General features: G+C 44.7%; 19 protein-coding genes. 9 read left to right on the top strand and 10 right to left on the bottom strand.

What is annotated here, in order from left to right; all coding sequences use genetic code 11:
• Positions 1-76: 76 nt before the first annotated feature.
• Positions 77-1,135 (bottom strand): aspartate carbamoyltransferase catalytic subunit, encoded by a 1,059-nt coding sequence (locus ACE1CM_RS30690; RefSeq protein WP_374882646.1) that lies wholly within the window; start codon positions 1,133-1,135, stop codon positions 77-79.
• Between the two features lie 323 nt (positions 1,136-1,458).
• Here ACE1CM_RS30690 and ACE1CM_RS30685 point away from each other — a divergent pair, with 323 nt between their 5' ends.
• The gene (locus tag ACE1CM_RS30685) at positions 1,459-4,782 is read left to right on the top strand and encodes a PAS domain S-box protein (protein WP_374882645.1); all 3,324 of its coding nucleotides are present in this window, start codon (positions 1,459-1,461) and stop codon (positions 4,780-4,782) included.
• Between the two features lie 407 nt (positions 4,783-5,189).
• On the opposite strand, the gene ACE1CM_RS30680 is transcribed toward ACE1CM_RS30685, so the two are convergent.
• From ACE1CM_RS30680 to ACE1CM_RS30660, 5 genes are all read right to left on the bottom strand, one after another.
• Complete coding sequence (locus tag ACE1CM_RS30680) at positions 5,190-5,774, bottom strand: DUF948 domain-containing protein (RefSeq protein ID WP_374882644.1); 585 nt, start codon at positions 5,772-5,774, stop codon at positions 5,190-5,192.
• Between the two features lie 26 nt (positions 5,775-5,800).
• Positions 5,801-6,211, bottom strand: coding sequence for a YtxH domain-containing protein (locus tag ACE1CM_RS30675; RefSeq protein WP_226577965.1), 411 nt, complete (start codon positions 6,209-6,211; stop codon positions 5,801-5,803).
• Between the two features lie 611 nt (positions 6,212-6,822).
• Positions 6,823-8,514 carry a proton extrusion protein PcxA gene (locus ACE1CM_RS30670; protein ID WP_374882643.1) on the bottom strand — a complete coding sequence of 564 codons (1,692 nt, stop codon included), beginning with the start codon at positions 8,512-8,514 and terminating at the stop codon, positions 6,823-6,825.
• Between the two features lie 54 nt (positions 8,515-8,568).
• On the bottom strand, positions 8,569-8,955 hold the full coding sequence (locus ACE1CM_RS30665) for a hypothetical protein (RefSeq protein ID WP_374882642.1): 387 nt from the start codon (positions 8,953-8,955) through the stop codon (positions 8,569-8,571).
• Between the two features lie 94 nt (positions 8,956-9,049).
• Positions 9,050-9,673 (bottom strand): TenA family transcriptional regulator, encoded by a 624-nt coding sequence (locus tag ACE1CM_RS30660; RefSeq protein ID WP_374882641.1) that lies wholly within the window; start codon positions 9,671-9,673, stop codon positions 9,050-9,052.
• A gap of 226 nt (positions 9,674-9,899) precedes the next feature.
• On the opposite strand from ACE1CM_RS30660, the gene ACE1CM_RS30655 reads away from it, so the two are divergent.
• Positions 9,900-10,610, top strand: coding sequence for an SDR family oxidoreductase (locus ACE1CM_RS30655; RefSeq protein WP_374882640.1), 711 nt, complete (start codon positions 9,900-9,902; stop codon positions 10,608-10,610).
• 124 nt (positions 10,611-10,734) lie between these two features.
• Here the strand turns inward: ACE1CM_RS30655 and ACE1CM_RS30650 are convergent, their stop codons facing one another.
• Complete coding sequence (locus ACE1CM_RS30650) at positions 10,735-12,120, bottom strand: response regulator (RefSeq protein ID WP_374882639.1); 1,386 nt, start codon at positions 12,118-12,120, stop codon at positions 10,735-10,737.
• Between the two features lie 317 nt (positions 12,121-12,437).
• Between ACE1CM_RS30650 and ACE1CM_RS30645 the strand changes: the two genes are divergently transcribed.
• The 7 genes from ACE1CM_RS30645 to ACE1CM_RS30615 all read left to right on the top strand — a co-directional run bounded on the left by ACE1CM_RS30645 (position 12,438) and on the right by ACE1CM_RS30615 (position 21,143).
• Positions 12,438-13,172, top strand: a complete 735-nt coding sequence (locus ACE1CM_RS30645; RefSeq protein ID WP_374882637.1) for a glutathione peroxidase — start codon at positions 12,438-12,440, stop codon at positions 13,170-13,172.
• A gap of 346 nt (positions 13,173-13,518) precedes the next feature.
• Entirely contained in the window at positions 13,519-13,857 is a 339-nt protein-coding gene (locus tag ACE1CM_RS30640) for a hypothetical protein (protein WP_374882636.1), read from the top strand.
• Between the two features lie 583 nt (positions 13,858-14,440).
• Complete coding sequence (locus ACE1CM_RS30635; RefSeq protein WP_374882635.1) at positions 14,441-15,046, top strand: TetR/AcrR family transcriptional regulator; 606 nt, start codon at positions 14,441-14,443, stop codon at positions 15,044-15,046.
• Positions 15,015-16,502 (top strand): ABC exporter membrane fusion protein, encoded by a 1,488-nt coding sequence (locus ACE1CM_RS30630; RefSeq protein WP_374882634.1) that lies wholly within the window; start codon positions 15,015-15,017, stop codon positions 16,500-16,502. Before ACE1CM_RS30635 ends, ACE1CM_RS30630 begins: the two co-directional genes overlap by 32 nt.
• A 302-nt stretch (positions 16,503-16,804) precedes the next feature.
• On the top strand, positions 16,805-17,428 hold the full coding sequence (locus tag ACE1CM_RS30625; protein ID WP_374882633.1) for a GNAT family N-acetyltransferase: 624 nt from the start codon (positions 16,805-16,807) through the stop codon (positions 17,426-17,428).
• 111 nt (positions 17,429-17,539) lie between these two features.
• Positions 17,540-18,691 (top strand): ABC transporter permease DevC, encoded by a 1,152-nt coding sequence (gene devC / locus ACE1CM_RS30620; RefSeq protein ID WP_374882632.1) that lies wholly within the window; start codon positions 17,540-17,542, stop codon positions 18,689-18,691.
• A 400-nt stretch (positions 18,692-19,091) separates the two neighbouring features.
• Positions 19,092-21,143, top strand: a complete 2,052-nt coding sequence (locus ACE1CM_RS30615) for an elongation factor G (protein WP_374882631.1) — start codon at positions 19,092-19,094, stop codon at positions 21,141-21,143.
• A gap of 12 nt (positions 21,144-21,155) precedes the next feature.
• Here the strand turns inward: ACE1CM_RS30615 and ACE1CM_RS30610 are convergent, their stop codons facing one another.
• The 3 genes from ACE1CM_RS30610 to ACE1CM_RS30600 form a co-directional block, all read right to left on the bottom strand.
• Positions 21,156-21,542 carry a DUF5615 family PIN-like protein gene (locus tag ACE1CM_RS30610; protein WP_374882630.1) on the bottom strand — a complete coding sequence of 129 codons (387 nt, stop codon included), beginning with the start codon at positions 21,540-21,542 and terminating at the stop codon, positions 21,156-21,158.
• A 3-nt stretch (positions 21,543-21,545) separates the two neighbouring features.
• Positions 21,546-21,872 carry a DUF433 domain-containing protein gene (locus ACE1CM_RS30605; protein WP_374882629.1) on the bottom strand — a complete coding sequence of 109 codons (327 nt, stop codon included), beginning with the start codon at positions 21,870-21,872 and terminating at the stop codon, positions 21,546-21,548.
• Positions 21,873-22,070: 198 nt separating this feature from the next.
• Entirely contained in the window at positions 22,071-22,343 is a 273-nt protein-coding gene (locus ACE1CM_RS30600) for a peptide ABC transporter substrate-binding protein (protein ID WP_374882628.1), read from the bottom strand.
• Positions 22,344-22,440 lie beyond the last annotated feature (97 nt).

The following is a 22,440-nucleotide window of genomic DNA, read 5'->3' as shown; positions in this document are numbered from 1 at the left end:
AGTAAAAATGCTTTGCCCACCAGAGTGCAATTAGCAATTAGCAATTAGCAATTAGCAATTAGCCATTACCAATTCCCTAAGCTTTGCCGCTGCCTATTAGGTAAAGCAATGCCATGCGGACGGCAACGCCGCTGGTGACTTGCTGGGAAATTAAACTAAATTGGGGGTCGTCCATCAAATCAGAGCTAATTTCCACGCCTCGGTTGACTGGGCCGGGATGGAGTACTTTAACATTAGGTTGGCAGAGTTTGAGGCGATCGCGGGTAATTCCATACCGCTGGTGGTACTCTCGCAACGAAGGTAGCAGGTGCTGGGTCATCCGTTCCTTTTGCAAGCGCAACGTCATCACAAAATCGGCATTTTGTAAAGCGGGTTCGATATCCCAATCCAAAAATAATTTGCCTTGGGTCATGGGTAATGGGTAATGGGTAATTGCTAATGGGGAATTTTCCCTTGTAGGGGGGACACCAGGGGATGCTTCATGCGCCATACCCCAGGAAGCAAATAATTTTGGTAACAATGTCGGCGGCCCTGCTAGGTGAACTTCTGCCCCGCTTGCTGTTAAACTCCATATATTGGAACGTGCTACCCGCGAGTGGAGGATGTCCCCGACTATGGCTATTTTTTTGTCTTTCAACAGTTCTAGGCGCGGTAGATCTGGATCTAATAAAGAACAGATCGTAAATAAATCGAGTAAAGCTTGGGAAGGATGTTCGTGTTGACCGTCACCGGCATTGAGTACGCTCACCTGGGATTGTAACCGATCCATTTCGTTGGCGATCGCTAACGGTACCCCCGCCTCCCGATGGCGAATCACCATAATATTCGTTCCCATCGCTAGGTAAGTCAGCGCCGTATCCAAAATCGTCTCGCCTTTCGTCAGCGCAGATGTCCCCGGCGTAAAACTAAGTGTATCCGCCGACAAACGCTTCGCCGCTAGTTCAAAACTATTGCGCGTGCGCGTAGATGGTTCAAAAAATAGAGTAGCTACCACAATTCCTTGTAAGGTCGGTACTTTTTTTACCCGCCGCGATAGCACTTCTCGAAAACTTGCGGCAGTTTGCAGCACCGTATTGTACTCATCCGGAACAAAATCAGCGAGGGAAATGATATGGCGGCGCGTCCAAGTAGTCATAGAAACCATGTGTTAATTTTGACAGTTTTTGCAACAATATTTTAAGTAATTTAACGTAGGAATTAAACCGGACTCAGCTGTTAATCTGATGGAGAAAACCATTTAGTTGTAAACAACAAATATAGGACTTACGCAAAGAAACCGGGTTTCTATGAAAAATCGTTGATTTGTAAACTAGAGATCTGGGGCAGCGTAAGTCCTGAGATAAAAATCATACAAGATATATTTGTCGGGAAAATTACAGTAATTAAAAAAATATTAAGAAATATGACCGGGAGCGAATTTTAATTGCGAAAAGAACTAAAAAATTATAATAAAAAAATATGGCATCTCTACAGGCTGACAAGGAAACGGCAAGGTTAGAAGCCCTTTATCGGTACAAAATTGTGGATAAGGCTGGTGTTGAAGTTTTTGACAATCTCGTTCGTGTAGCCGCACTCAGCTGCAGGACGCCAATGGCAGCGCTCAACCTGGTTGATGCTAACCGTCAGTTGATCAAGTCAAGCGTTGGTTTGGAACGGGGGGAATTTCCCCGCAATGTTGGATTGTGTTGTTTCTGCATCGAGCAAAGGGACTTGTTAATCGTTAACGATACATTAGCTGACTCGCGATTCGCCACCAACCCCGCAGTCACTTCATCCCCCCACATTCGGTTTTATGCAGGTGTACCGCTGATGACACCAGAAGGATACGCAATCGGGGTACTCAGCGTCGCGGATCGATCCCCGCGATATCTCAGCGGGGAACAAGTGGAAATCCTGCGGCTTTTAAGCCGTCAGACGATTGAATTTCTCGAAATGCGGCAGAATTTACTCGTTTTCCAGCAGTTGCGCTCAAAAGATGGGGAAGACAACGAACAATCTGCCTCGCTAACCAATAAAAGCGATCCTCCAGCGTGTCCTGTGGATATCCCACTTGCTCTGGCGGTGAAGTATCCCCAGCAAGAACTGCTGCAAACAGTGTTAGATAGCCTCCCAGTCGGCGTTTGGATAACCGATCGACAAGGTTCCTTCTTGCAAGGAAATCCAGCTGCTTACCGAATTTGGGGCATCCCAATCGATTTTAGAGGTGAGAAAATCGATTGTGGATGGGGGAATGCTCAACCTCCAGATCTAAAATTCAAAAATCAAAATCCCAAATTTTCTGGCTTCAAAGACACAGGCATTCCCATAGAACCTCAAGAATGGGGGCTATGGCGTGCCATTAATCAAGGAGAAACTTGTCTCAACGATCGCATTGACATCCATTGCTGGGATGGGACGCGCAAAACCATCCTTAATTCAGCCGTTCCCTTGCGGAATCACCAGCAAGAAATTATCGGCGCAATTGCGATCGATCAAGATATTACCGAGCAACAGCTAGTAGAAAAAGCATTCTGGGAAAATCAACGATTAATTCAACAGATAGCCGACGCCACACCCGCGATTTTGTATATCTATGACTTAATCGAGCAACGGAATATTTATGCAAATCGCCTGGTGGGTGAAATTCTGGGATACTCGCCAGAAATAGTGCAAAAAATGGGAAGCGCATTCATGCCGCAAGTGCTGCACCCAAGCGATCGCGCCAAGGTTGTCCAACACCAGCAACGATTTAAAGCCGCTAAAGATGGAGAAATCCTAGAGATAGAGTACCGGATGCGACACATCAACGGTGAATGGCGCTGGCTGCACAGTCGCGAGACAGTGTTTACTAGAACTGGTGACGGGTTACCGAAACAGCTGCTCGGTACCGCGACTGACATCACCCAGCGCCGGGAAGCTGAAGAAGAACTGAGGGAAAGTAAAGAGCGGTTTCAGGCAGCATTTGAATCGGCTGCGATCGGCATGGCGCTGGTATCGCCTGCGGGTCGATGGCTGCAAGTGAATCTTTCCTTATGCGAGATGCTGGGTTATAGCGAAAGCGAATTATTAGCGACCACCTTGGATGCAATCGCCCATCCAGATGACCTAGAACCCGATCTGTACTACGTCCGCCAAATCTTAGATAGCGAACTGAGATCCTGTCACATGGAGAAGCGATGCTTCCACAAAACCGGACGAATTGTTTGGGTGTTGTTGAGTTTCTCCCTCGTGCAAAATGCGACGGGTGAACCACTGTACTTTGTTTTGCAAATTCAAGATATCACCAAGCGCAAGCAAGCCGAGCAGAAAATCAGCGAACAAGCTGCCTTACTAGATGTTACAACCGATGCCATTCTCGTGCGGAGTTTGGACAACCAAATCTTATTTTGGAATAAAGGCGCCGAGGGACTTTACGGCTGGAGGGCAAAAGAAGCATTGGGAAAAAATGCCGAACAGCTTTTGTACAAGCAAATTTCCCCCGAACTAGAAGCAGCAAGAGCCGCTGTTTTATCTAAAGGCGAGTGGCAGGGTGAGTTAAAGAAAGTCACCAAAGCAGGGCAGGAAATCATCGTTCAAAGCCGTTGGACCCTGATGCGCGATGCAGTAGGGGAACCCAAATCAATCCTGTCTGTCGATACGGATATTACAGAAAAGAAAAAACTAGAAGCTCAGTTTCTCCGCACCCAACGCCTGGAAAGCATCGGCACTCTCGCAGGCGGCATTGCCCACGATCTAAATAACGTGTTGGCTCCGATTTTAATGGCGGTTCAACTATTAGAAAAAAAACTCCCAGACGCAGCAAGTAAACGCCTGCTAGATACGCTAGAAAATAACGCCAAGCGCGGCGCAGATTTGGTGAAGCAAATTCTATCATTTGCCAGAGGAATTGAAGCTAAGCGCACCCTCGTTCAGATTAGACATCTGATTTCCGAAATTAAACAAATTGGCAAAGAAACATTTCCTAAATCAATCGAATTTCAAACAGATATACCCAGAGATCTTTGGACGCTATTTGGGGATGCCACACAACTGCATCAGGTGTTTCTCAACCTCTGCGTCAACGCTCGCGATGCCATGCCATCTGGCGGGATATTGACTATCTCTGCCGAAAATAAATCGATTGATGAAAACTATGCCAGAATGCATCTGGAAGCCAAAGTCGGGCCTTATATTGTTATTACTGTTTCCGATACGGGAACCGGCATTCCACCAGACGTTTTAGAGAGAATTTTTGAACCGTTTTTCACAACCAAAGAGTTGGGCAAAGGAACGGGAATAGGTCTTTCAACAGTCATCGGCATTGTGAAAAGCCACGGCGGTTTTGTGCAAGTGCATAGCGAAGTCGGTAAAGGTAGCCAATTTCAAGTATTTTTGCCAGCCATAGAAACAACTGAAACGCCGCAATTGTCAGAAGGTTTCCCAGCATTACCAGGGGGAAAAGGAGAATTAATTTTGGTTGTAGATGACGAAGCTGCTATTCGCGAAATTACAAAAGAATCGTTAGAAACATATGCTTACAAAGTCTTGACCGCGAGCGATGGAATTGAAGCGATCGCTCTATACGCGCAACATCGGCAGGAAATAGCTGTTGTGTTGATTGATATGATGATGCCATCGATGGATGGGCCAACCACCATTCGCTTGCTGCAAAAAATGAATCCTAAAGTTAAAATTATTGCCGTTAGCGGACTGAGTTCAAACTATCAGTTTGTCAGAGGGGAAGTTATAGGAATAAAAGCATTTTTAGCAAAACCATACACGGCAAAAGAATTATTAAAAACCATTCACTTAGCGAGGGATTAAATATTTCGCTTGTCAGAATTGCTAATGGCTAATTGCTAATAGGTAAATCAAGTTGCTAGTTATAAGCTTTGGCGGTGGTCATTGGTAATAGGTAATTGGTAATTGGATTCATTGGTGCTTCAATCGTGACAATTACCCATTACCCATTACCAGCGTCGTTGGATGTAACTAGCAACTTACGTTAGGTAATATGATGTCCGCCTAATTACCCTGAATAAAAATCTCGACCCGTCACCGTGTCACCCTGTCTCGACGTCATTCCTAACTAATGGGTATTTAACCGAACATGATATAATTGCCATGCAGCGCTGCCAGATTTACAAAATACTCAAACCCAGCTGATTCAAACGGAAAAAATGTCGAGTTTGGGTCAACTGGTAGCAGGTGTTGCTCGCGAAATTAATGCTTCAGTCAATCTCGTCATCAAGCCAATCAGCTTCCGAATTTAGTTGTGCCAATGCTTCCGGAGTCGATAGCAAATCAGCGGTGTCTTTGGTGTTTTTTCGATGGAGTTCGCGGTTATTTTCGTTGGCGCGATAAGCTGAGTTTGATTGCTCGTGTAACTCCAGAGTATTTTTTTGCGGGTGGGGAAGCCGCTCAAGTGACCGGCGCGGCGCGGGTGGAGCGGGAGGGCGAGCAAAGGTTTTCCAAGCGGCTTTGACCCCGGCAAAAACGCTGTTGGTCGTAACTTGCACTTTTTTTGCTTGCTGTTTGGCATCGCCAATCGTTTGATCGACCTGTTTCACCACAGAGGAGGCGCTTTGCACTCCAGTGCTGACATCGTCGCTCAACTCGCTAATTTCCATGCCGGTGAGGCGAATCGCTTCTAAAGTCGGGGGTAATTCCCGCGAGAGGGTGTCGGCTAACTTTTCTATGCTGCGCGCTGCCCTAGCGATTTCCTGCACGGCGGGTATAATTGCCACCAAGACAGCCGTCAAACTGACGGCAACCAGTAGAAAAGAAAGTCCTAACCAAAATAGCGGGTCAATCACGAATAATGTTGAGTTTAAAGCAAGGGTTAGCGTTCGGGTTCGCTCATCGTTTCGGTTAGTTCGTCGTCAGCAGTCGCCGCCGCCGTCCCCGAAGCGTATGAGTGAGAGTATAGCTCTTCCTCTGATGCTGCTGCGTCTGTCCGCTTCAGTATTTGGCGTTCGCGTTGAGAAGCTTCTATCCCGGCGGCGATCGCTTCTTTGAGTCGCAGCAAGGTTTCATCCCAGTTTCGCAGCGCCGACTCGGATAAGCGATCTGCTTGGATCTGCACGCTAGTTGACAGATCTTCGGCTAACTCCGGCAGCGCATCGGCAGATTTTTTTAACAATTTTCGCGTTTCTTTACCGGGGCGCGGTGCGACTAAAATGCCGGTAATGGTTCCTGCAGCCGCTCCCAGCAGCAGACCGACAATAAACGATCCTGAACGGTTTTCAGACATTGGGTGGGTTTCTATTGGCTTACAACCATTTTGACACTCTCCGCACTAAAACATCTCTCTCCTTAATCTGTTGCACTATTTAACTGGAGTTCCTATTTATCCGAAGCCAAAGCAGAAGGGGGCAAATAACGTTAGGACTTGGGTTTTAACTTCTCTTGCCCGCTTCTGCTTTCGCTTAACTTGGGTTGGGCAGCCAAGACTGTCGCCAGGGGTTCTCTAAGTATTTTCTTCAATACTTTTGTCACTTTAACTACTTAATCTCCTTAATTTTTTCACCCTACACCTAGCCCTTCAATTATATTTGACATAATGCACTATTTGTGATATATAGGTTTTTCTGAATCTGCGATCGCTCCCAGATTCACTAATAACGCAAGTTGCTAGTTATAAACAAGCGCGTTGCTAATGGCTAATTGCTAATTGCTAATCTTGGATTTTTTCTCGAAAAGAAACAAAGGTGAGACCGTCGTTCGCGCGAGCTAGGGTATGCATATCTCTGATTCCCAAACCAAAGATTTTTCGGAGAAACCGGGAACTTGCGCGTAAGTGCTACCATTTTTACCGCTATTAATTTTGACTTGAACATCTAAAATGTGCTTGGCTATTTTCTCTTACTCGTTCATATTTCTGTAAGTGGCGACGGCGGAAGGAGAAATCCGATTCAGATAGCGGAAAATCCAGTACTTAAATATTGTATCTAAAACCACTGGAAATGTGGCGATAAACAAAAAGATAAATTGTCGGTTTTCTGGTAGCCCCCAATGTCGCGATACTCCTTCTAAAATCACTTCCCAACCGTGGGGAGAGTGAAATCCAACAAACATATCTGTAAATAAAATAATGATAAATGCTTTAGCACTGTCGCTCAGTCCATATACAATCTCATCAATGAAGGATTTCAAAATTTCAATTTCCCGCCTACTCCTCAAAATCACAAAACAAAAAGCCGCTATGGAAAACAAATCGGAAAAGACGTTTTTAATTGCATCAGCACTGTTTTGACCATATTCATCCGCCAGATCTTTGGCTTTATCTTTAATTCTTTCTTCTATAATTTCCGGGGATAATTCTGGCGATTGACCGATTAAAACATCGAATTTTAGCTTTTCTTCAAATCTTTGTAGCTTTAGTAATGCTTTTTCTTCCTGTTCTTCATTCAGGAATATTCCTATGGGATTCTGCGGGCTTTTAAAGTTGCGATCGACAATCGGACCGACAACGAATAACTTGGAAATCTGAAAAGTTAGAAGTGGAATGACAATTAGAAGTAAAATAAATCTGAGAGAAATAGCTGTTTTAGCTTGCGAAGTGCGGAATTTTTTAACTACATCTTCTTCAGCTTTGGGATTTAATTCTCTTGTCAACCTGGTGAAAGTCCTTAAAATAGACCTGGGTAAAACTCCGGTTTGATCGGAAATATTCTCAATTTTATCAACTATTATGTCTGATTGTTCGGATGAAACCTGTCCGGTTAAATTGGTTGATTCTAATTGACTTGCTTCCAGTTTTACGTTTTGAGGAACGACGGTTAAAGATAAAGATGATTCTGGTTTGGTTTGACGGGTTTCTGCCGTATACTTTGAAATTACATAATCGATGAATTTAAGCTTTTCTAAAATGATGGTAGGTTGGTCTCTTGCTCCTAGACGATTGGAATTGGTTGACCTAGTAGCTGGATCAAATTGATTTGAGGAGACCGGGTTTTGATTGACAAGGGTCAAAACTGAATAGGTGGCGTTAAAGGCGGCTAGTCGCAGCTTGGCAATATTTAAATACTTGTTTAACTCGGCTTGAAAATAAGCCATGACCCTGGCACCATAGTCAGCGGAATCAGGCGATATTTTTTGGCCATTAAAATGTTCGTCTTCAATAGCTTTGATCTGCAAAGCGGCATTATAAGCTTGTTCTAGTGACCTTTGTGGCGTCTCTGAAAACCATTGGTTGGTAGAGCGAACAGAAGCTTTGATTTTTTGTAAAATTGAGTTTGTCATAACAGAAATAGTGTCGAGATCGGCGAATCTTGGTTTTAACCGGAAGCAGATTCGCCAAAGTTTTAAGTTTCGTGTACGTGGTATGATAACAGATTCGCGGCTGGATGAGCGATGGTTTCTCAGTCGATTTGGATCGCTGGTTCTAGCCCCAGTAGCAAGACAACTCGCTTGATAGAGCATTTTTGTGCCTGGAGGCAAAGCGGTGATGCTCTGCGGCGGGGTTCTTCCAGTCGCCGCCGCTGCCAACGTAGCGTATCGGGATGGTTGAGTCTGCGGCGTACCCAAGGGCAGATAAATGGTCTTGGGTATCAAAGCCAAATTTTCCACCCGCCCTGGCGTAGGCGCCCTTGTAACTAGCAACTTGAGTTATTTAGCCAAAATTTTTTTCAGCCATCGAGACGGGCGCGATATGCCAGAGGCACGCTGGCGCGAACGCACAGCTCCATTAGAATCAAACTTGGTCCGGCGTCGTCCCAAAACTCCCAGTCCTAACCGGATCAATGCCAAAATCTGCACTAGCTGTTGCAGTTGTGTTTGTAGTTTTCCATACTGGTTGCGTAATGCTAGGGTGCCTTTTTGACCTTTGGCGATCGCCAAAGGTGCTGGATGCAGCACGTTATAGGTATTGCGATCTGCTGCCAGGATTGCTTTGGTTGCCCCTGCCAGCACCCGCCGAATTTTCCACACTCGCCAAGCTATATAAAAGTTGACCAGCGCGAGCAACGTATTAAAAATTACAACCAATGTTATCATTTTATATTTCCTATTATTTAGGTTGCTATAAATAACCATAACACCCAGAACCCCGACTTCTTAGAGAAGTCGGGGTTCTAGGATGACTTTTAGTTTATTCTGCATCAATTGCCATCTGCCAAAAATATTTTTCTAATCTGGCGACATTTAAAAAAGCTGCTTCTGCTTGCTTTTGCATATTTTCTGATGCATTTTGTAGGCTTTCATCGGCTTGTTGTTGCAACATGCTTACATATTCCGTAAAACCTGTATTTCCCCATCGTTCGGCAAATTCCTTGTAAGGTTCTGGCATTTCTCCCGGCAATTGCCAACCTTGATTGTAAGCAAATTCAATTGCCCAAAGTGCAGTTGCTTGCACTGGATAAGGCATAGCGGCAAGGTTTTCCATGTACTGACAATATTCCAAGCAAGTTGGTTGTTTTTCTGTTTTTAAATTGAGCTGTCGTTCCCCAGCTTTTTCCTTAAACCAGTTGAGTTCATCTTTTAAAGCACTCAATCCAGCAAGTAAAATATCAAAGTGGTGTGGGGGTGCGTTCGCGAGTACTCTTGCCACCATCCGCGTAAACTCTACTACGAAGAGATAATCTTGCACCAGCCAGGTATTAAATTGCTTTGGCTCAATAGCGAGCAAAGGCAATTGTTCCAAGAAAGGATGCACCGTTGCTTCATGCCATGCTTGAGAATGGTTTTGCAGCAGTTGCTTGCAAGTAATCGTCATTGTTGTTAGGTAATCTCTTCAGTTTCTAATGTACTATGACTTAGGCAAGGGCGATCCTATCACCAAAGTTTCTGCGTAGATCTTTCGTTGCCAAACCGACGATTTTTCATAGAAACTTTGGTGTTTGCGTAAGTCCTGTGTACGATCTAATAGACATCTTGCCAAAGATGCCGAGCTTTCCAGGATCGATCTCGCTCAATTTCTAACTTCAGATAGAGGACATAATATGAAAAAAGTAGCTGTTGTTACGGGAGCCAATCGCGGATTGGGGTTTGAAACTTGCCGACAACTAGCAAAACAAGGAATTCAAGTCATTCTCACCAGTCGCGACTCAGCTAAAGGTAAAGCTGCGGCAGAAAAATTACAAGCGGAAGGATTGGATGTCAAATTTCATCTTCTTGATGTTACCAGTCGAGATAGCATCGAGCATCTAGCTCAATTTATTCGCAACGAATTTGTCCGGCTAGATATTCTAGTAAACAATGCGGGAATTGCCCCAGATTTTGTATTAGGGTCAGAAGGAAGTATCTTCAACAGCAAGATTGAAACTTTGCAGAAAACAATTGAAACTAATACCTACGCACCTTTGTTACTTTGTCAAGCGTTGATTCCCCTGATGAAAGCAAACAATTACGGACGAGTTGTTAACGTCTCTTCCGGGGCAGGACAGTTAGAAGATATGCAAACTGGATATGCCACTTATCGGATTTCCAAAACAGCTTTAAATGCAGTGACGCGAATTATTGCCAATGAATTAAAAGAAACGAATATTTTGGTAAATGCGGTTTGTCCTGGATGGGTGAGAACGGATATGGGTGGTCCGAATGCACCCCGGTCATTGGAGGAAGGAGTTGATACAATTGTTTGGCTGGCAACTTTGCCCGATGATGGCCCTACCAGTGGATTCTTCCGAGATAGAAAGCCAATTCCTTGGTAGTAACGTAAGTGGGTAATTGGTAATGGGTAATTGGTAATGGGTAATGGGTAATGGAAATATTACCAATTACCAATTACCAATCACCAATCACCAATTACCAATTAGCAATTAGCAATTAGCAAAGTTAATATGGTTGGGGTTGATGCACTGGAATTTCGATGGCAAATTCTGCGCCTTGTCTTGGGGAGGAACAACAAATTAGTTTTCCTTTATGTTGTTGCACCACAATTTGATAGCTAATCGCTAATCCCAATCCCATACCACTGCCTGTGGGTTTGGTGGTAACAAAGGGGTCAAATAAACTCGCGCGCACTGATTCTGGAATACCAAAACCATTGTCTGCAATCCTAATCTTAACCGTATTCCCATCCTTCAGTTCGGTAGAAATCCGCATCGTAGGTAGTGGAGAGGGACGAAGCATTCCTGTAGAAGTACCTGAGTCGGAAAAATCAGATGACTGGGCGAATGCTTCGTTTTTACTCCCTGGCGGGACGAACTTTTCCCCAACACCTATTATTTCATACTTCCCACCCTCTTGGAGCGCGTCAATGGCATTGTTCAACAGATGCAAAAAAACTTGGTTAAGCTGACCTGCATAGCAATTTACTAATGGCAGTTGACCGTATTCTTTAATAACTTGAATCATAGGACGCGCTGCGGTTTCCCTGAGTCGGTGCTGCAATATCAGCAGCGTGCTGTCGATGCCTTCATGAATATCCACCCGTTTCATTTCAGATTGGTCAAGCCTAGAAAAGTTGCGTAGTGAAAGAACAATCTGGCGGATGCGATCTGATCCTCTCCCTATAGAATCCATAAGATCTAGCAAGTCTTCTTTGAGGAAATTCAAATCTATATCGTTAATAAGTTTTTCAATTCTGGGTGTTGGTTTGGGAAAATCCTGCTGATAAGCATCGCTCAGATTTAGCAAGTCGTGTATGTATTGAATAGCTGGGGATAGATTGCCATATATAAAATTAATTGGGTTGTTAATTTCATGAGCAATTCCTGCTACTAATTGTCCCAAAGACACCATTTTTTCATTCTGAATCATTTGAGTCTGGGCTTGCTTGAGATCCGAGAGAGCCTGTTGCAGCAAAGTATTTTGTTCTTGCAGTTTAATTTGCAGCGATCGCAAGTGCAGTTGATGCTCAATTCGCGCTAAAACTTCTGCTTCTTGAAAAGGTTTGGCAATATAATCGGCTGCACCTACTTCAAAGGCTTTTACCTTATCCATTGCATCATCGATAGCACTGATAAAAATTACCGGAATTTCGCAAGTTGTGGCATCGGCTTTTAAGCGGCGGCACACTTCATAACCATCGATTCCCGGCATGATAATATCGAGTAAAATTAGGTCAGGTGCAGCAATATGACATGCATTTAGAGCTATCTGCCCATTCAAGGCTTTACGAACTTTATATCCTTGGCTTTTTAAAATTGCATCTAAAACCCGCAGGTTGTCTGGCGTATCGTCAACGATCAGAATATCTTTTAGAGAGGGGGAATTCATGGGGCTAATTCGATTATTTGCTCAAATTGAAACTAACACGCCAAATCTGTTATAGCGTCACTCGTAACAAGTTGCATTCATGGGTAGGGGCAAGCTTTAACGAGATATAGCATCAGATCGAGATATTCTGGTTAAAGCTTGCCCCTAACAGCACTTACGCACGACCTTGCCATCACCAAAGTTTCTTAGTCGATTTTTCCTAGAAACTTTGGTGTTTGCCTAATTCCTGCCTACTTTGTCCCCTCTGGCGCTTCTCCCCTTGACAAGTAAACTCATAACGAGTACGCTTCAGATCGATCCATCAAGGAGCCAAATACATGTTGACAAACCGTGAAGGGCAAAGAGTGCCTGATGTTACTTTCCGCACTCGTAAGAACAACCAATGGGTCAATCTGACCACGGACGATCTATTTGCGGGTAAAACGGTCGTTGTTTTCTCATTACCAGGAGCGTTTACTCCCACTTGCTCATCCACTCACGTACCTGGTTATAACCAATTGGCGAAAGTTTTCCAAGAGAATGGCGTAGATGACATTATTTGTATATCGGTTAACGATGCCTTTGTGATGGAAGAATGGGCAAAGGCGCAAGAAGCAACGAATATTACCATGATTCCCGATGGGAACGGGGAATTTTCCGAAGGCATGGGAATGCTGGTGGATAAAACAGATTTGGGATTCGGCAAGCGGTCTTGGCGCTATTCGATGCTGGTAAAAAATGGCACGATTGAAAAGATGTTTATCGAGCCAGAAGAACCGGGCGATCCTTTTAAAGTGTCCGATGCGGAGACGATGCTTAATTATATCAATCCGCAGGCAGTGAAGCCGAAAAAGGTTTTCATGTTTGCCAAAGAAGGTTGTCCTTTCTGCGCCCGTGCTAAGGCAATGTTAGATGAACGCGGCATTGATTATGAAGCGGTTTATGTGGGCAAAAATGTATCAACGCGATCGCTTTTTGCTGCCACAGGTGCTACTACCGTTCCCCAGGTATTTATTGATGGCAAACTTATAGGTGGTTCGGAAGCACTAGCAAGTTACTTTGGCGTCAGCTAACCAAACCTCCCCATTTCCCCCAACTTAAACAATTCTTCCTCTTCACCCCCTGCTTCAAGCAGGGGGTTTTATTATTAATCGGGACTTGAGAAACCGGGTTTCTTGCTGCGATTTCTAGTTCTCTTGCGACGATTTTTCAGAGAAGCCCGGTTTCTTTCTTATCACCTTTGTTTCTGCCTAAATATCTCGTTACCAAACCAAGGATTTTTCAGAGAAACTTTGGTGTTTGCGTAGGGGGTTATATTATTAATGCCAATTTGGCAACTGTTAATGGCAATTTGGCAACTGGTATAGCAGAGACTATGTTACGGTTAAAACTTGATTGTTTTAGTAATTGAGTTGAAGTATGCTGATCGCTGATTTGCCCTATTTCGAGACTGTTCCAAGCACCAAGTTAATTACAGGTGCAGCTGGAACAAGTGTTACCGCTGATGCATTAGCTTTAGGCGATAAGACCTACACTTTAGCTTTTGGAAATACTACAGCTAAACCCTTGCCAAACAGTGGTTCTATATCAATTGGTACGGGAATAGCTGTTGCCATCGGTGACTATACTAAGACTGGAGTTACAGTAGCAGGTGATGGTGATATAGTTGTTGCCTCAACCACATCTACTCCGAACCTCAGTTCTAAACCTATTAGTATTGCAGTTGGTGTTGTAGTCGCAATTGATTTGCCTGGTTAAGCATAGGACTTACGCAAAGAAACTAAGGTGATATGAAGAAACCCGGTGACTATAGTTGTTGCCTCAACCATGTCTACTCCGAACCTCAGTGCTAAACCTATTAATATTGCACTTGGTGTTCTAGTCGCAATTGATTTGCCTGGTTAAGCATAGGACTTACGCAAAGAAACTAAGGTGATATGAGGAAACCGGGTTTCTTTTCTCGGCAGATATCAATCCCTTAGACAGCAAGGACGTTGCGGGATTAACCCACGAAAACCCCGCCTTGTCGCCAAGTCTGTCCAATTTTGTCTACAGAACATACGCAAGGGCGTTGCTATCACCGACGCTTCTATCACCAAAGTTTCTTGCTACGAACGCGAGTGGGGAAGGGAGGCATATCTCTCGTTGCCAAACCGACGATTTTTCATAGAAACTTTGGTGTTTGCCTAATTCCTGGTCGAACTTTGATCGATTCCACCAATCTGTGCTATAAATATAACATACGTTCGATATAAATCAAACCAGCAAGGGCGAGGAAATCAACTTGCCCAATCTTGCCGCTTAATATATATCAAACGTTGGATATATATTTTATGGACTCATGCCTAAAATTGTCGATCGCGATCTGTACCGCAAAGAACTGCTGGGCAAGTGCTTCGATCTGTTTGCATCTAAGGGTTACGCATCGATTACCATGCGGGAGATTGCTCAAAAACTGGGTGTTTCAACCGGAACTTTATATCACTATTTTCCTAGTAAAGAAGCAATGTTTGTGCAATTGTTTGAGGAGAGATATCGACAGACTATTGCGAGTATTGCGCCCGAGCTAGAAAAGGCTAAAACCCTGGCAGAGCGGATTGAAATTGTATTTGATTTCGTTGCTAGAAATGAGGAATACTTCCTCAAGCAGCTTTTGCTGGATATTGAGTTCTACCAGCAGCAAGGGCGCGAAAAATTGCAACAGAACAAAGCACTACAACAACTGACAGAACGAGCGCTGGCAGAGTTTGCCAAGCTTTTAGGCATTCAAGATCCTAAGTTTGTCATCTATATTTCGTCTCTAATTGATGGTTTGGTTCTGGCAGGATTATACACCGATGAAATAGTCTCTTGGTCAGAGCAGGGGGCGCTGTTAGGAAAAATGCTAACGGCTTATTTGGAGCAACAGAAAAACTATGGAAATAAAAGGGATCAAGGAAGCAATTAAATTGGTGAATCAAGCTTTTCCCGCTCAAATAAATAAACAGATAATTGGATTGATTGTGGTTGCTACTGCTGTATCGGGAGCGATCGCATACTACGGCGTCTCCCAATTTGGGGGAAGGGTGGGAGAAACCACCGCCTCTCAAACAGTAGAAACCCCTCCTCCAGTAATAAAAGTAACAGCTTTGGGGCGACTGGAACCGGAAGCAGAAATAATTCGCTTATCGGCACCTTTGGCGCTAGATGGCGATCGGGTGGCGCAACTGCTGGTGAAACAGGGAGATCGGGTGGAGAAAGGACAGGTAGTAGCAATTTTAGACTCGCGCGATCGCTTGCAAGATGCTTTGTTGCAGGCGCAAAAACAGCATCAAGTTGCAGTTGCTAAACTCGCCCAAGTAAAAGCAGGTGCAAAAGCTGGAGAAATTGCCGCACAAAAGGCAACAATTGAGCGCTTACAAGCACAGTTACAAGGAGATAAAATCGCACAACAAGAAACAATTGCGCGCATCGAAGCACAATGGCAAGGAGATAAAACTGCACAACAAGAAACAATTGCGCGCATCGAGGCACAATGGCAAGGAGATAAAACCGCACAAATTGAAGCGATCGCCCGAATACAAGCACAATGGCAAGGAGATAAAACCGCACAACAGGCAACAATTAAGAAACTGGAGGCGGAATTAAATAATGCATTAGCAGAATATCAACGCTATCAACAGCTACACAGAGAAGGGGCAATTTCTAATTCGGCATTTGATAGCAAACGCCTGATTGTAGAAACTGCAAAACAGCAACTAAGCGAAGCCAAAGCAATTCTCGACCGCATTAATACCACGGGGAGCAAACAATTAAGCGAAGCCAAAGCAATTCTCGACCGCATTAATACCACAGGTAGCAAACAATTAAGCGAAGCCAAAGTTACACTGAATCGCATCAATGCCACGGGTAGAGAACAAGTCAGAGAAGCTGCTGCCACCCTCAACAGCATAGCAGAAGTACGCCCCACCGATATCCAGGCAGCGCAAGCGGAAATAGATCATGCGATCGCTGCCACCCGTCGCGCTCAAACCGACTTAAATCAAGCTTATATCAAAGCACCAATTGCCGGACAGATTCTCAAAATTAACACAAGGGTGGGAGAAAAGATCGGCGAAAACGGCATTGCCGATTTAGCACAAACCGACCAAATGGTAGCCGTAGCAGAAGTTTATCAAACCGATATTGGTAAAATCAAAATGGGACAGCCAGCACTTATTACAGGTCAAGCATTTGCCGGAGAATTGCGCGGAATTGTTTCCGAAATTGGGTTGCAAGTCAACCGCCAAAATGTTTTCAGCAACCAACCAGGAGAAAACTTAGACCGCCGGGTTATAGAAATAAAAATTCGCCTCAATCCCGCAGACAGCAAGCGCGTTGCGGGATTGACCAACTTGCAAGTACAAACAGCGATTGAGTTGTAAATTCTTACTCGCTTTATTTATAACGAATGTCTGATATCAGGAGTAATCATGGTTCAAAGCGCTAATTGCTAATTGCTAATTGCTAATTGCTAATTTAACATTTTTTATTGCATTAGCCATGAGCCATTAGCCATTAGCCATTATTCAGATAGCAATTAAATGATGGGTGAAATCTTCTCTTTCTTCTCTTCCTCTGCGTCCTCTGCGTCCTCTGCGGTTCATAAAAAAATAGAATTTGACAGAGCGGCTAGGATTCCTATATGCGCTTAACCAATACTCTCAACAGTTGGAGGTCATTCAAAGTGATAAATGCTACAAATGACGCGATACGCTTAGAGAGATCGCAAACCGAAAAAGCCACCGAAATTCTCACCAATGCATTCTATAACGATCCGATGTTTCGCTACCTGATTCCCGAAACAGAACCAGCAAAATACAATGCACTCAAGTGGTTTTGTCGGATGACATTAGACGTCAGCCAACCTTATAACCAGATTTATACAACCGCAGGCGAACTGAAAGGCATCGCCGCCTGGATGCCCCCCGGACATGCCTCTATAAGTATGCTGCAACTATTGCAAGCTGGTTTATATGCCTTGCCTTTCAAATTAGGTTGGAAGAAAAGTGGGCGATTTATGTCGCTATTTTCCATCATCGAAGAACGCCATATCGAGGAAATGCCGAATCCCCATTGGTATCTATTTATGCTAGGTGTTGCACCCGCCTATCAAAATCAAGGAGTTGGTAGTGCGCTACTACAACCCATTCTCAAACAAACAGATAGCGACGGTTTACCCTGCTACCTTCAAACTTCCACAGAAAGCGCCATCCGTTTCTACAAAAGACATGGTTTTGAAGTTTTGTGGCAGGGTGAATTACCAGGGGATAGCGCCTGCATTTGGACAATGAAGCGAGAACCTGTTTAATTGCTAATTGCTAATTGCTAATTGCTAATTGCTAATTGCTAAATTTTTACCATTAGCCATTAGTAATTAGCAGCCATAACGATAACTGAATGCAAAAAAAAGAGTGAAATTATGTTTGGCAAAACTCCGCTAGCATGGCTCCAGTTAATCAAAAGTAAATCCCGCCTCGCCGTAGCATTGGCAGGTATTGGATTTGCCGATATGCTGATGTTCGTACAATTGGGAATGCTTGATGCGCTGTTAACTGGCGCTACTCAAGCTCATCAAAATCTTCAGGCAGATTTAGTATTAACAAATCCCCAATTTCAAACGCTGTTCAATATTAAAAACTTTCCCAGAGAACGATTGCAGCAGACTTTGGCTTATGATGGGGTAAAATCTGTGCGTCCGCTGTACGTTAGCCTTGCCCAGTGGCGCAATCCGGAAACGCTCCTAGAACGGAGTATTTTAGTCTGGGGAATTGACCCTGCTAACCCGCCGTTTCAGTTTCCAGAAGTGAATCAAAAGCTGGAAGAGATAAAATTACTGGATCGGGCATTGTTTGATCGAGCTTCTAGACCGGAATACGGCCCAATTCCAGATTTAATTAAACAGCGAGGAACGGTGGAAGCGCAGGTGAATAAGCAAACTATCCAAACTATTGGATTGTTTACCTTGGGCGCTTCTTTTGGTGCGGATGGGAATATTATTACCAGCGATTCTACCTTTCTTAAATTATTTCCAGACCGTCAGGCGAATCAAATTGATGTGGGATTAATTAACCTGGAACCCGGTACTGATTTGCCAAAAATCCAACAGCAACTAAAAGCAGGTTTGCCGAATGATGTAAAAGTTCTCACACCTACAGAGTTTGCCAAAATTGAAATTGATTACTGGCAAAGTCAGGGAGTTGGCTTTATTTTTGGTATGGGTGTTGTGGTAGGATTTATCGTCGGTACGGTGATTGTTTACCAAATTCTTTATACCGATGTAGCGGATCACCTGCCAGAATATGCCACGCTGAAGGCAATGGGTTATACAGATGCCTATTTGCTGGGTGCTTTGATGCAAGAAGCGCTAATTTTAGCCGTATTGGGTTATATTCCTGGTTTCTTGCTGTCTTTGGGATTGTACCAGCTTACCTATGCCGCCACCTTGTTACCCGTGGCGATGAAAATTGACCGCGCTTTATTGGTGATGCTGCTGACAGTTTTTATGTGCGGCGTTTCCGGTGCGATCGCCACCCGCAAACTTCGCTCTGCCGACCCCGCCGACGTGTTTTAATATTTCCGGTCATGGGTCATACCTTGTTCACCTAACTTTTACTTTTTTCTATAAAACTTATTATTTTGAAATAAAAGTTTTTTTAAATTAAAAATTTAGGGGTGGAATTGTAAAATTAACTGGTATTTTTATAAAAAAAGGTTAAAGAGGGGTTAAAGTCGGACTAAAGACAAGGTAACGTACCGAGATAAGGCGATCCCAACCAAGTAGGCTCAACGGCAAACAATTTGAGAATCGCTTTTACTCTACGGATTTTGATAGGAGCGAATAACTTTTATCAAAATCAATTTACAGAATAAATCGAGAGCCTACGGTATATCCGGACACCTTTTGTCAACGCTGCAATAGGCGGCGCTTCCTGGGAGAGAAATCCCCGCAGGTGCTGCCCAATGGAGGTAATATGAGCGAAAAAGTGGTTTCTTTAGCGCGTAACGTAGCTATAGTTGGCCCATATTTGGGCGGTAAAACTACGGTGTTGGAAAGTTTGTTATCTGTGACGGGCGCTATTTCCCGGAAAGGAGCCGTGAAGGATGGTAACACGGTGGGAGATAGCGCACAAGAAGCACGCGATCGCAAAATGAGCGTGGAAATATCCGCCGCCTGCGCCGAATACGGCGGCGTGCGCTTCACGTTCGTCGATTGTCCCGGTTCGGTAGAATTTGCTCAAGAAACGTATAACGCCCTTGTAGGGGTGGATGCAGCGATTGTAGTATGCGAACCAGTATCCGACCGCGTCCTCACCCTCGCGCCTTTGTTTAAATTCCTCGACGACTGGGAAATTCCCCACCTGGTATTTATCAACAAAATGGACAGGGCGAATAACAATTTTATGGACGTACTGCACGCCCTGAAATCTGTTTCTAGTCGTCCATTAGTTCCCCATCAATATCCCATCGGACAGGGAGAAAATCTGGCTGGATTTATCGATTTAGTCAGCGAACAAGCTTATCACTATCATCCAGGTGCCGCCGCCGACCCCGTACCCTTACCCGACGAATTGAAGGAACAAGAACAGGAAGCGCGGACGGAAATGTTGGAAGAATTAGCCAACTTTGACGACCACCTGTTGGAAGAACTCCTAGAAGAAATTAATCCACCCCAAGAAGAGATTCTGCGCGACTTAAAAATGGAATTGGGCGCAGATTTAATCGTGCCAGTATTCTTTGGCGTCGCCGAAAAAGATTTTGGCATCCGCCCGCTTTTAGAAGCACTATTGAGAGAAGCACCCGAACCAGAAACAACAGCCCAAAAACGGGGAATTACCCAGAAAAACGATACCCCCGTCGCTCAAGTTCTCAAAACTTATTTCACCCCCCAAGGCGGCAAACTTTCCCTCGTGCGCGTTTGGCAAGGTAACTTAACCGATGGCACGGTTCTTAACGGAGTGCGTGCGGGTGGTTTATACCGCCTCATGGGACAACAACAAATTACCCTGCAACAAGCGCAAGCAGGTGAAATTGTGGCGATAGGACGCATGGAAGGAATCAAAACCGGCGATACTATAGCCACAAATCAAGTAAAAGAATTGCCCAAAGTCGAACAACTAATACCAGTTTACGCTTTAGCAATTACCGCCGAAAAGCGCAACGATGAAGTTAAAATTAGCGGCGCTTTAGCCAAGTTAATTGAAGAAGACCCATCTTTAGCTTGGGAACAACACGGCGACACCCGCGAAGTCATTTTGTGGGGACAAGGCGAAATACACTTGCAAGTAGCGTTAGACCGACTGCGGCGCAAGTATAACCTGCCAATGAGTACCCACTTGCCGCAAGTTGCCTACAAAGAAACGATTCGCAAACCCGTTAAGTCAATTCACGGACGCTACAAGCACCAAAGCGGCGGACACGGACAGTTTGGCGATGTTTATTTGGATATTCAACCTTTATCCCGTGGAGAAGGTTTCAATTTCAAAGAAACAATTGTCGGCGGAGTGGTTCCACGCCAATATATTCCTGGCGTGGAAATCGGCGTGCGGGAATTTTTGGCACATGGTCCGTTGGGTTTCCCCGTCGTAGATGTGGCAGTGACGCTGACCAATGGTTCGTATCATACGGTGGATAGTTCGGAACAAGCATTTAAACAAGCAGCGCGTTTGGCGATGCAAGAAGGGATGCCAAAATGCGAACCCACCCTGTTAGAACCGATTACCTCTGTTGAAGTGACAAGTCCGCAGGAATATACGTCCAAAGTGATGCAATTACTGACAGGACGGCGCGGGCAAATTTTAGGTTATGAAGGTCGTTCCGATTGGAAAGGTTGGGACAAGATTTCTGCCTATTTGCCGCAAGCCGAAATGCAAGGATTTATTGTGGAATTGCGGAGTTTGACAATGGGCGTTGGTTCCTTTAATTGGAAGTTCGACCATTTGCAAGAAGTGCCGGATAAAGTAGCTGAAAAAGTGCTAGCAACACCTAGCAACGGTAACAGCAAGACTAACGGGAATGGCAAATAACCCCGCACCTCGTTACCAGGCGACCGCCTGGTAACGCACCTCGTGAATAACCCCGCACCTCGTTACCAGGCGACCGCCTGGTAACGCACTCGCTGAGGCGACCGCCTCATTAGCAGTTGGGAGGCGGTCGCCTCCCGAACTGCATTTCCAGGCGGTCGCCTGGAAACGAGTTGATGCTGCCGAACATAATATCAGAAGGGAATCGACATTATCTGATCGATCGTGGGTCACAAGAACTCTACCATCTTCAGCTGCTATAGCCAGTACCTCTCGGTCTAATTTGCCTTCAAGTCCGGCTGCATAGGCTGATTGAAAATCAATGTTCGGTTCCCTCCTTATGGTTCCAGTTACGATTGCCTGCTTCAAGTCTGCATCCGCTTGGAATCTGATTTTCGTCATGCCTCACGCCTGCTTCTTTTGTTGAGCAGCCACTAATTTTTGATACAGAGTCGGATTCTTCTCTCTTAGAGATTGCCGCAATGCGTCAAATTCTTTTTCCTCTTCTTCTAAATAAGCATCAATTAGTTCGCGGTTTGCTAGATAAAAGGCAATAGCTCCATAAACCTGTTCTAATGAGAGCAATGGAAAGTTTTGGGCTATGTTCTCGGCGGATTCACCGTTCAAGAAAGCATAAACAACTGAATCAAGAGAAATGCGGGTTCCTTCAATAAAGAATCCTTCACCTCGTTGCTCAACATACTCTTTTGTTAGAGTCGGTGATACTTTCATCTTTCTTGCTTCCTGGATAAATATTTTGTATCTAGGGCGATTCGCGCCTCGTTAATAGTTGAACCGATCCCCCCAAACCCCCCTTGCCAAGGGGGGCTTAAGAGAGGTGAAGGCAGATCGCGAGCAATATCGATCCCCCCAAACCCCCCTTGCCAAGGGGGGCTTAAGATAGAACGAGTTGAACGATGTGCCTATATGTTACCGTCCAGATTTCCGAGTCGATGAATCGCTGGAATGTCCCTTGCGGTAACGAATGAGGATCGTCATCACCAAGTCGGTTTTGGGTAATGGCGTCAAGGGACTCCACTCGTCAACCTGTGCAAACCCGATGGCGAAAAAATTCTTGATTTCTTCCATCACTCCCTCGCGAGTACCGATGATTAGAAACCGGATTGGTTCCCGATCCGGCATTTCTGACTCAGAAGATGGACGCGCCAATCCGATAGAGTCCGACAAAAACTCTTGTGCCATGATATTTTCTCCTGTTTCTTGGATTTGAAACCAAAAAATCTAGCCACCCCGCAGGCAGCGCAAAGCCGGGTGGCTACAGAGAGGTGTTAAAATGCTC

The sequence above is a fragment of the Microseira sp. BLCC-F43 genome (assembly GCF_041929235.1).
In the GTDB taxonomy this organism is placed as follows: Bacteria; Cyanobacteriota; Cyanobacteriia; order Cyanobacteriales; family Aerosakkonemataceae; genus Microseira.
The sequence above is the reverse complement of the archived record's forward strand: the minus strand, read 5'-3'. Positions and strand labels throughout refer to the sequence as shown.

Bases quoted from the DNA above. Each gene is read 5' to 3' on its own strand.
- ACE1CM_RS30615 (WP_374882631.1), top strand. From the start codon at position 19,092: ATGAGCGAAAAAGTGGTTTCTTTAGCGCGTAACGTAGCTATAGTTGGC.
- ACE1CM_RS30690 (WP_374882646.1), bottom strand. From the start codon at position 1,135: ATGACTACTTGGACGCGCCGCCATATCATTTCCCTCGCTGATTTTGTT.
- ACE1CM_RS30630 (WP_374882634.1), top strand. From the start codon at position 15,015: ATGGAAATAAAAGGGATCAAGGAAGCAATTAAATTGGTGAATCAAGCT.
- ACE1CM_RS30655 (WP_374882640.1), top strand. From the start codon at position 9,900: ATGAAAAAAGTAGCTGTTGTTACGGGAGCCAATCGCGGATTGGGGTTT.
- ACE1CM_RS30665 (WP_374882642.1), bottom strand. From the start codon at position 8,955: ATGATAACATTGGTTGTAATTTTTAATACGTTGCTCGCGCTGGTCAAC.
- devC (WP_374882632.1), top strand. From the start codon at position 17,540: ATGTTTGGCAAAACTCCGCTAGCATGGCTCCAGTTAATCAAAAGTAAA.
- ACE1CM_RS30635 (WP_374882635.1), top strand. From the start codon at position 14,441: ATGCCTAAAATTGTCGATCGCGATCTGTACCGCAAAGAACTGCTGGGC.
- ACE1CM_RS30600 (WP_374882628.1), bottom strand. From the start codon at position 22,343: ATGGCACAAGAGTTTTTGTCGGACTCTATCGGATTGGCGCGTCCATCT.
- ACE1CM_RS30685 (WP_374882645.1), top strand. From the start codon at position 1,459: ATGGCATCTCTACAGGCTGACAAGGAAACGGCAAGGTTAGAAGCCCTT.
- ACE1CM_RS30645 (WP_374882637.1), top strand. From the start codon at position 12,438: ATGTTGACAAACCGTGAAGGGCAAAGAGTGCCTGATGTTACTTTCCGC.
- ACE1CM_RS30650 (WP_374882639.1), bottom strand. From the start codon at position 12,120: ATGAATTCCCCCTCTCTAAAAGATATTCTGATCGTTGACGATACGCCA.
- ACE1CM_RS30675 (WP_226577965.1), bottom strand. From the start codon at position 6,211: ATGTCTGAAAACCGTTCAGGATCGTTTATTGTCGGTCTGCTGCTGGGA.
- ACE1CM_RS30640 (WP_374882636.1), top strand. From the start codon at position 13,519: ATGCTGATCGCTGATTTGCCCTATTTCGAGACTGTTCCAAGCACCAAG.
- ACE1CM_RS30660 (WP_374882641.1), bottom strand. From the start codon at position 9,673: ATGACGATTACTTGCAAGCAACTGCTGCAAAACCATTCTCAAGCATGG.
- ACE1CM_RS30605 (WP_374882629.1), bottom strand. From the start codon at position 21,872: ATGAAAGTATCACCGACTCTAACAAAAGAGTATGTTGAGCAACGAGGT.
- ACE1CM_RS30610 (WP_374882630.1), bottom strand. From the start codon at position 21,542: ATGACGAAAATCAGATTCCAAGCGGATGCAGACTTGAAGCAGGCAATC.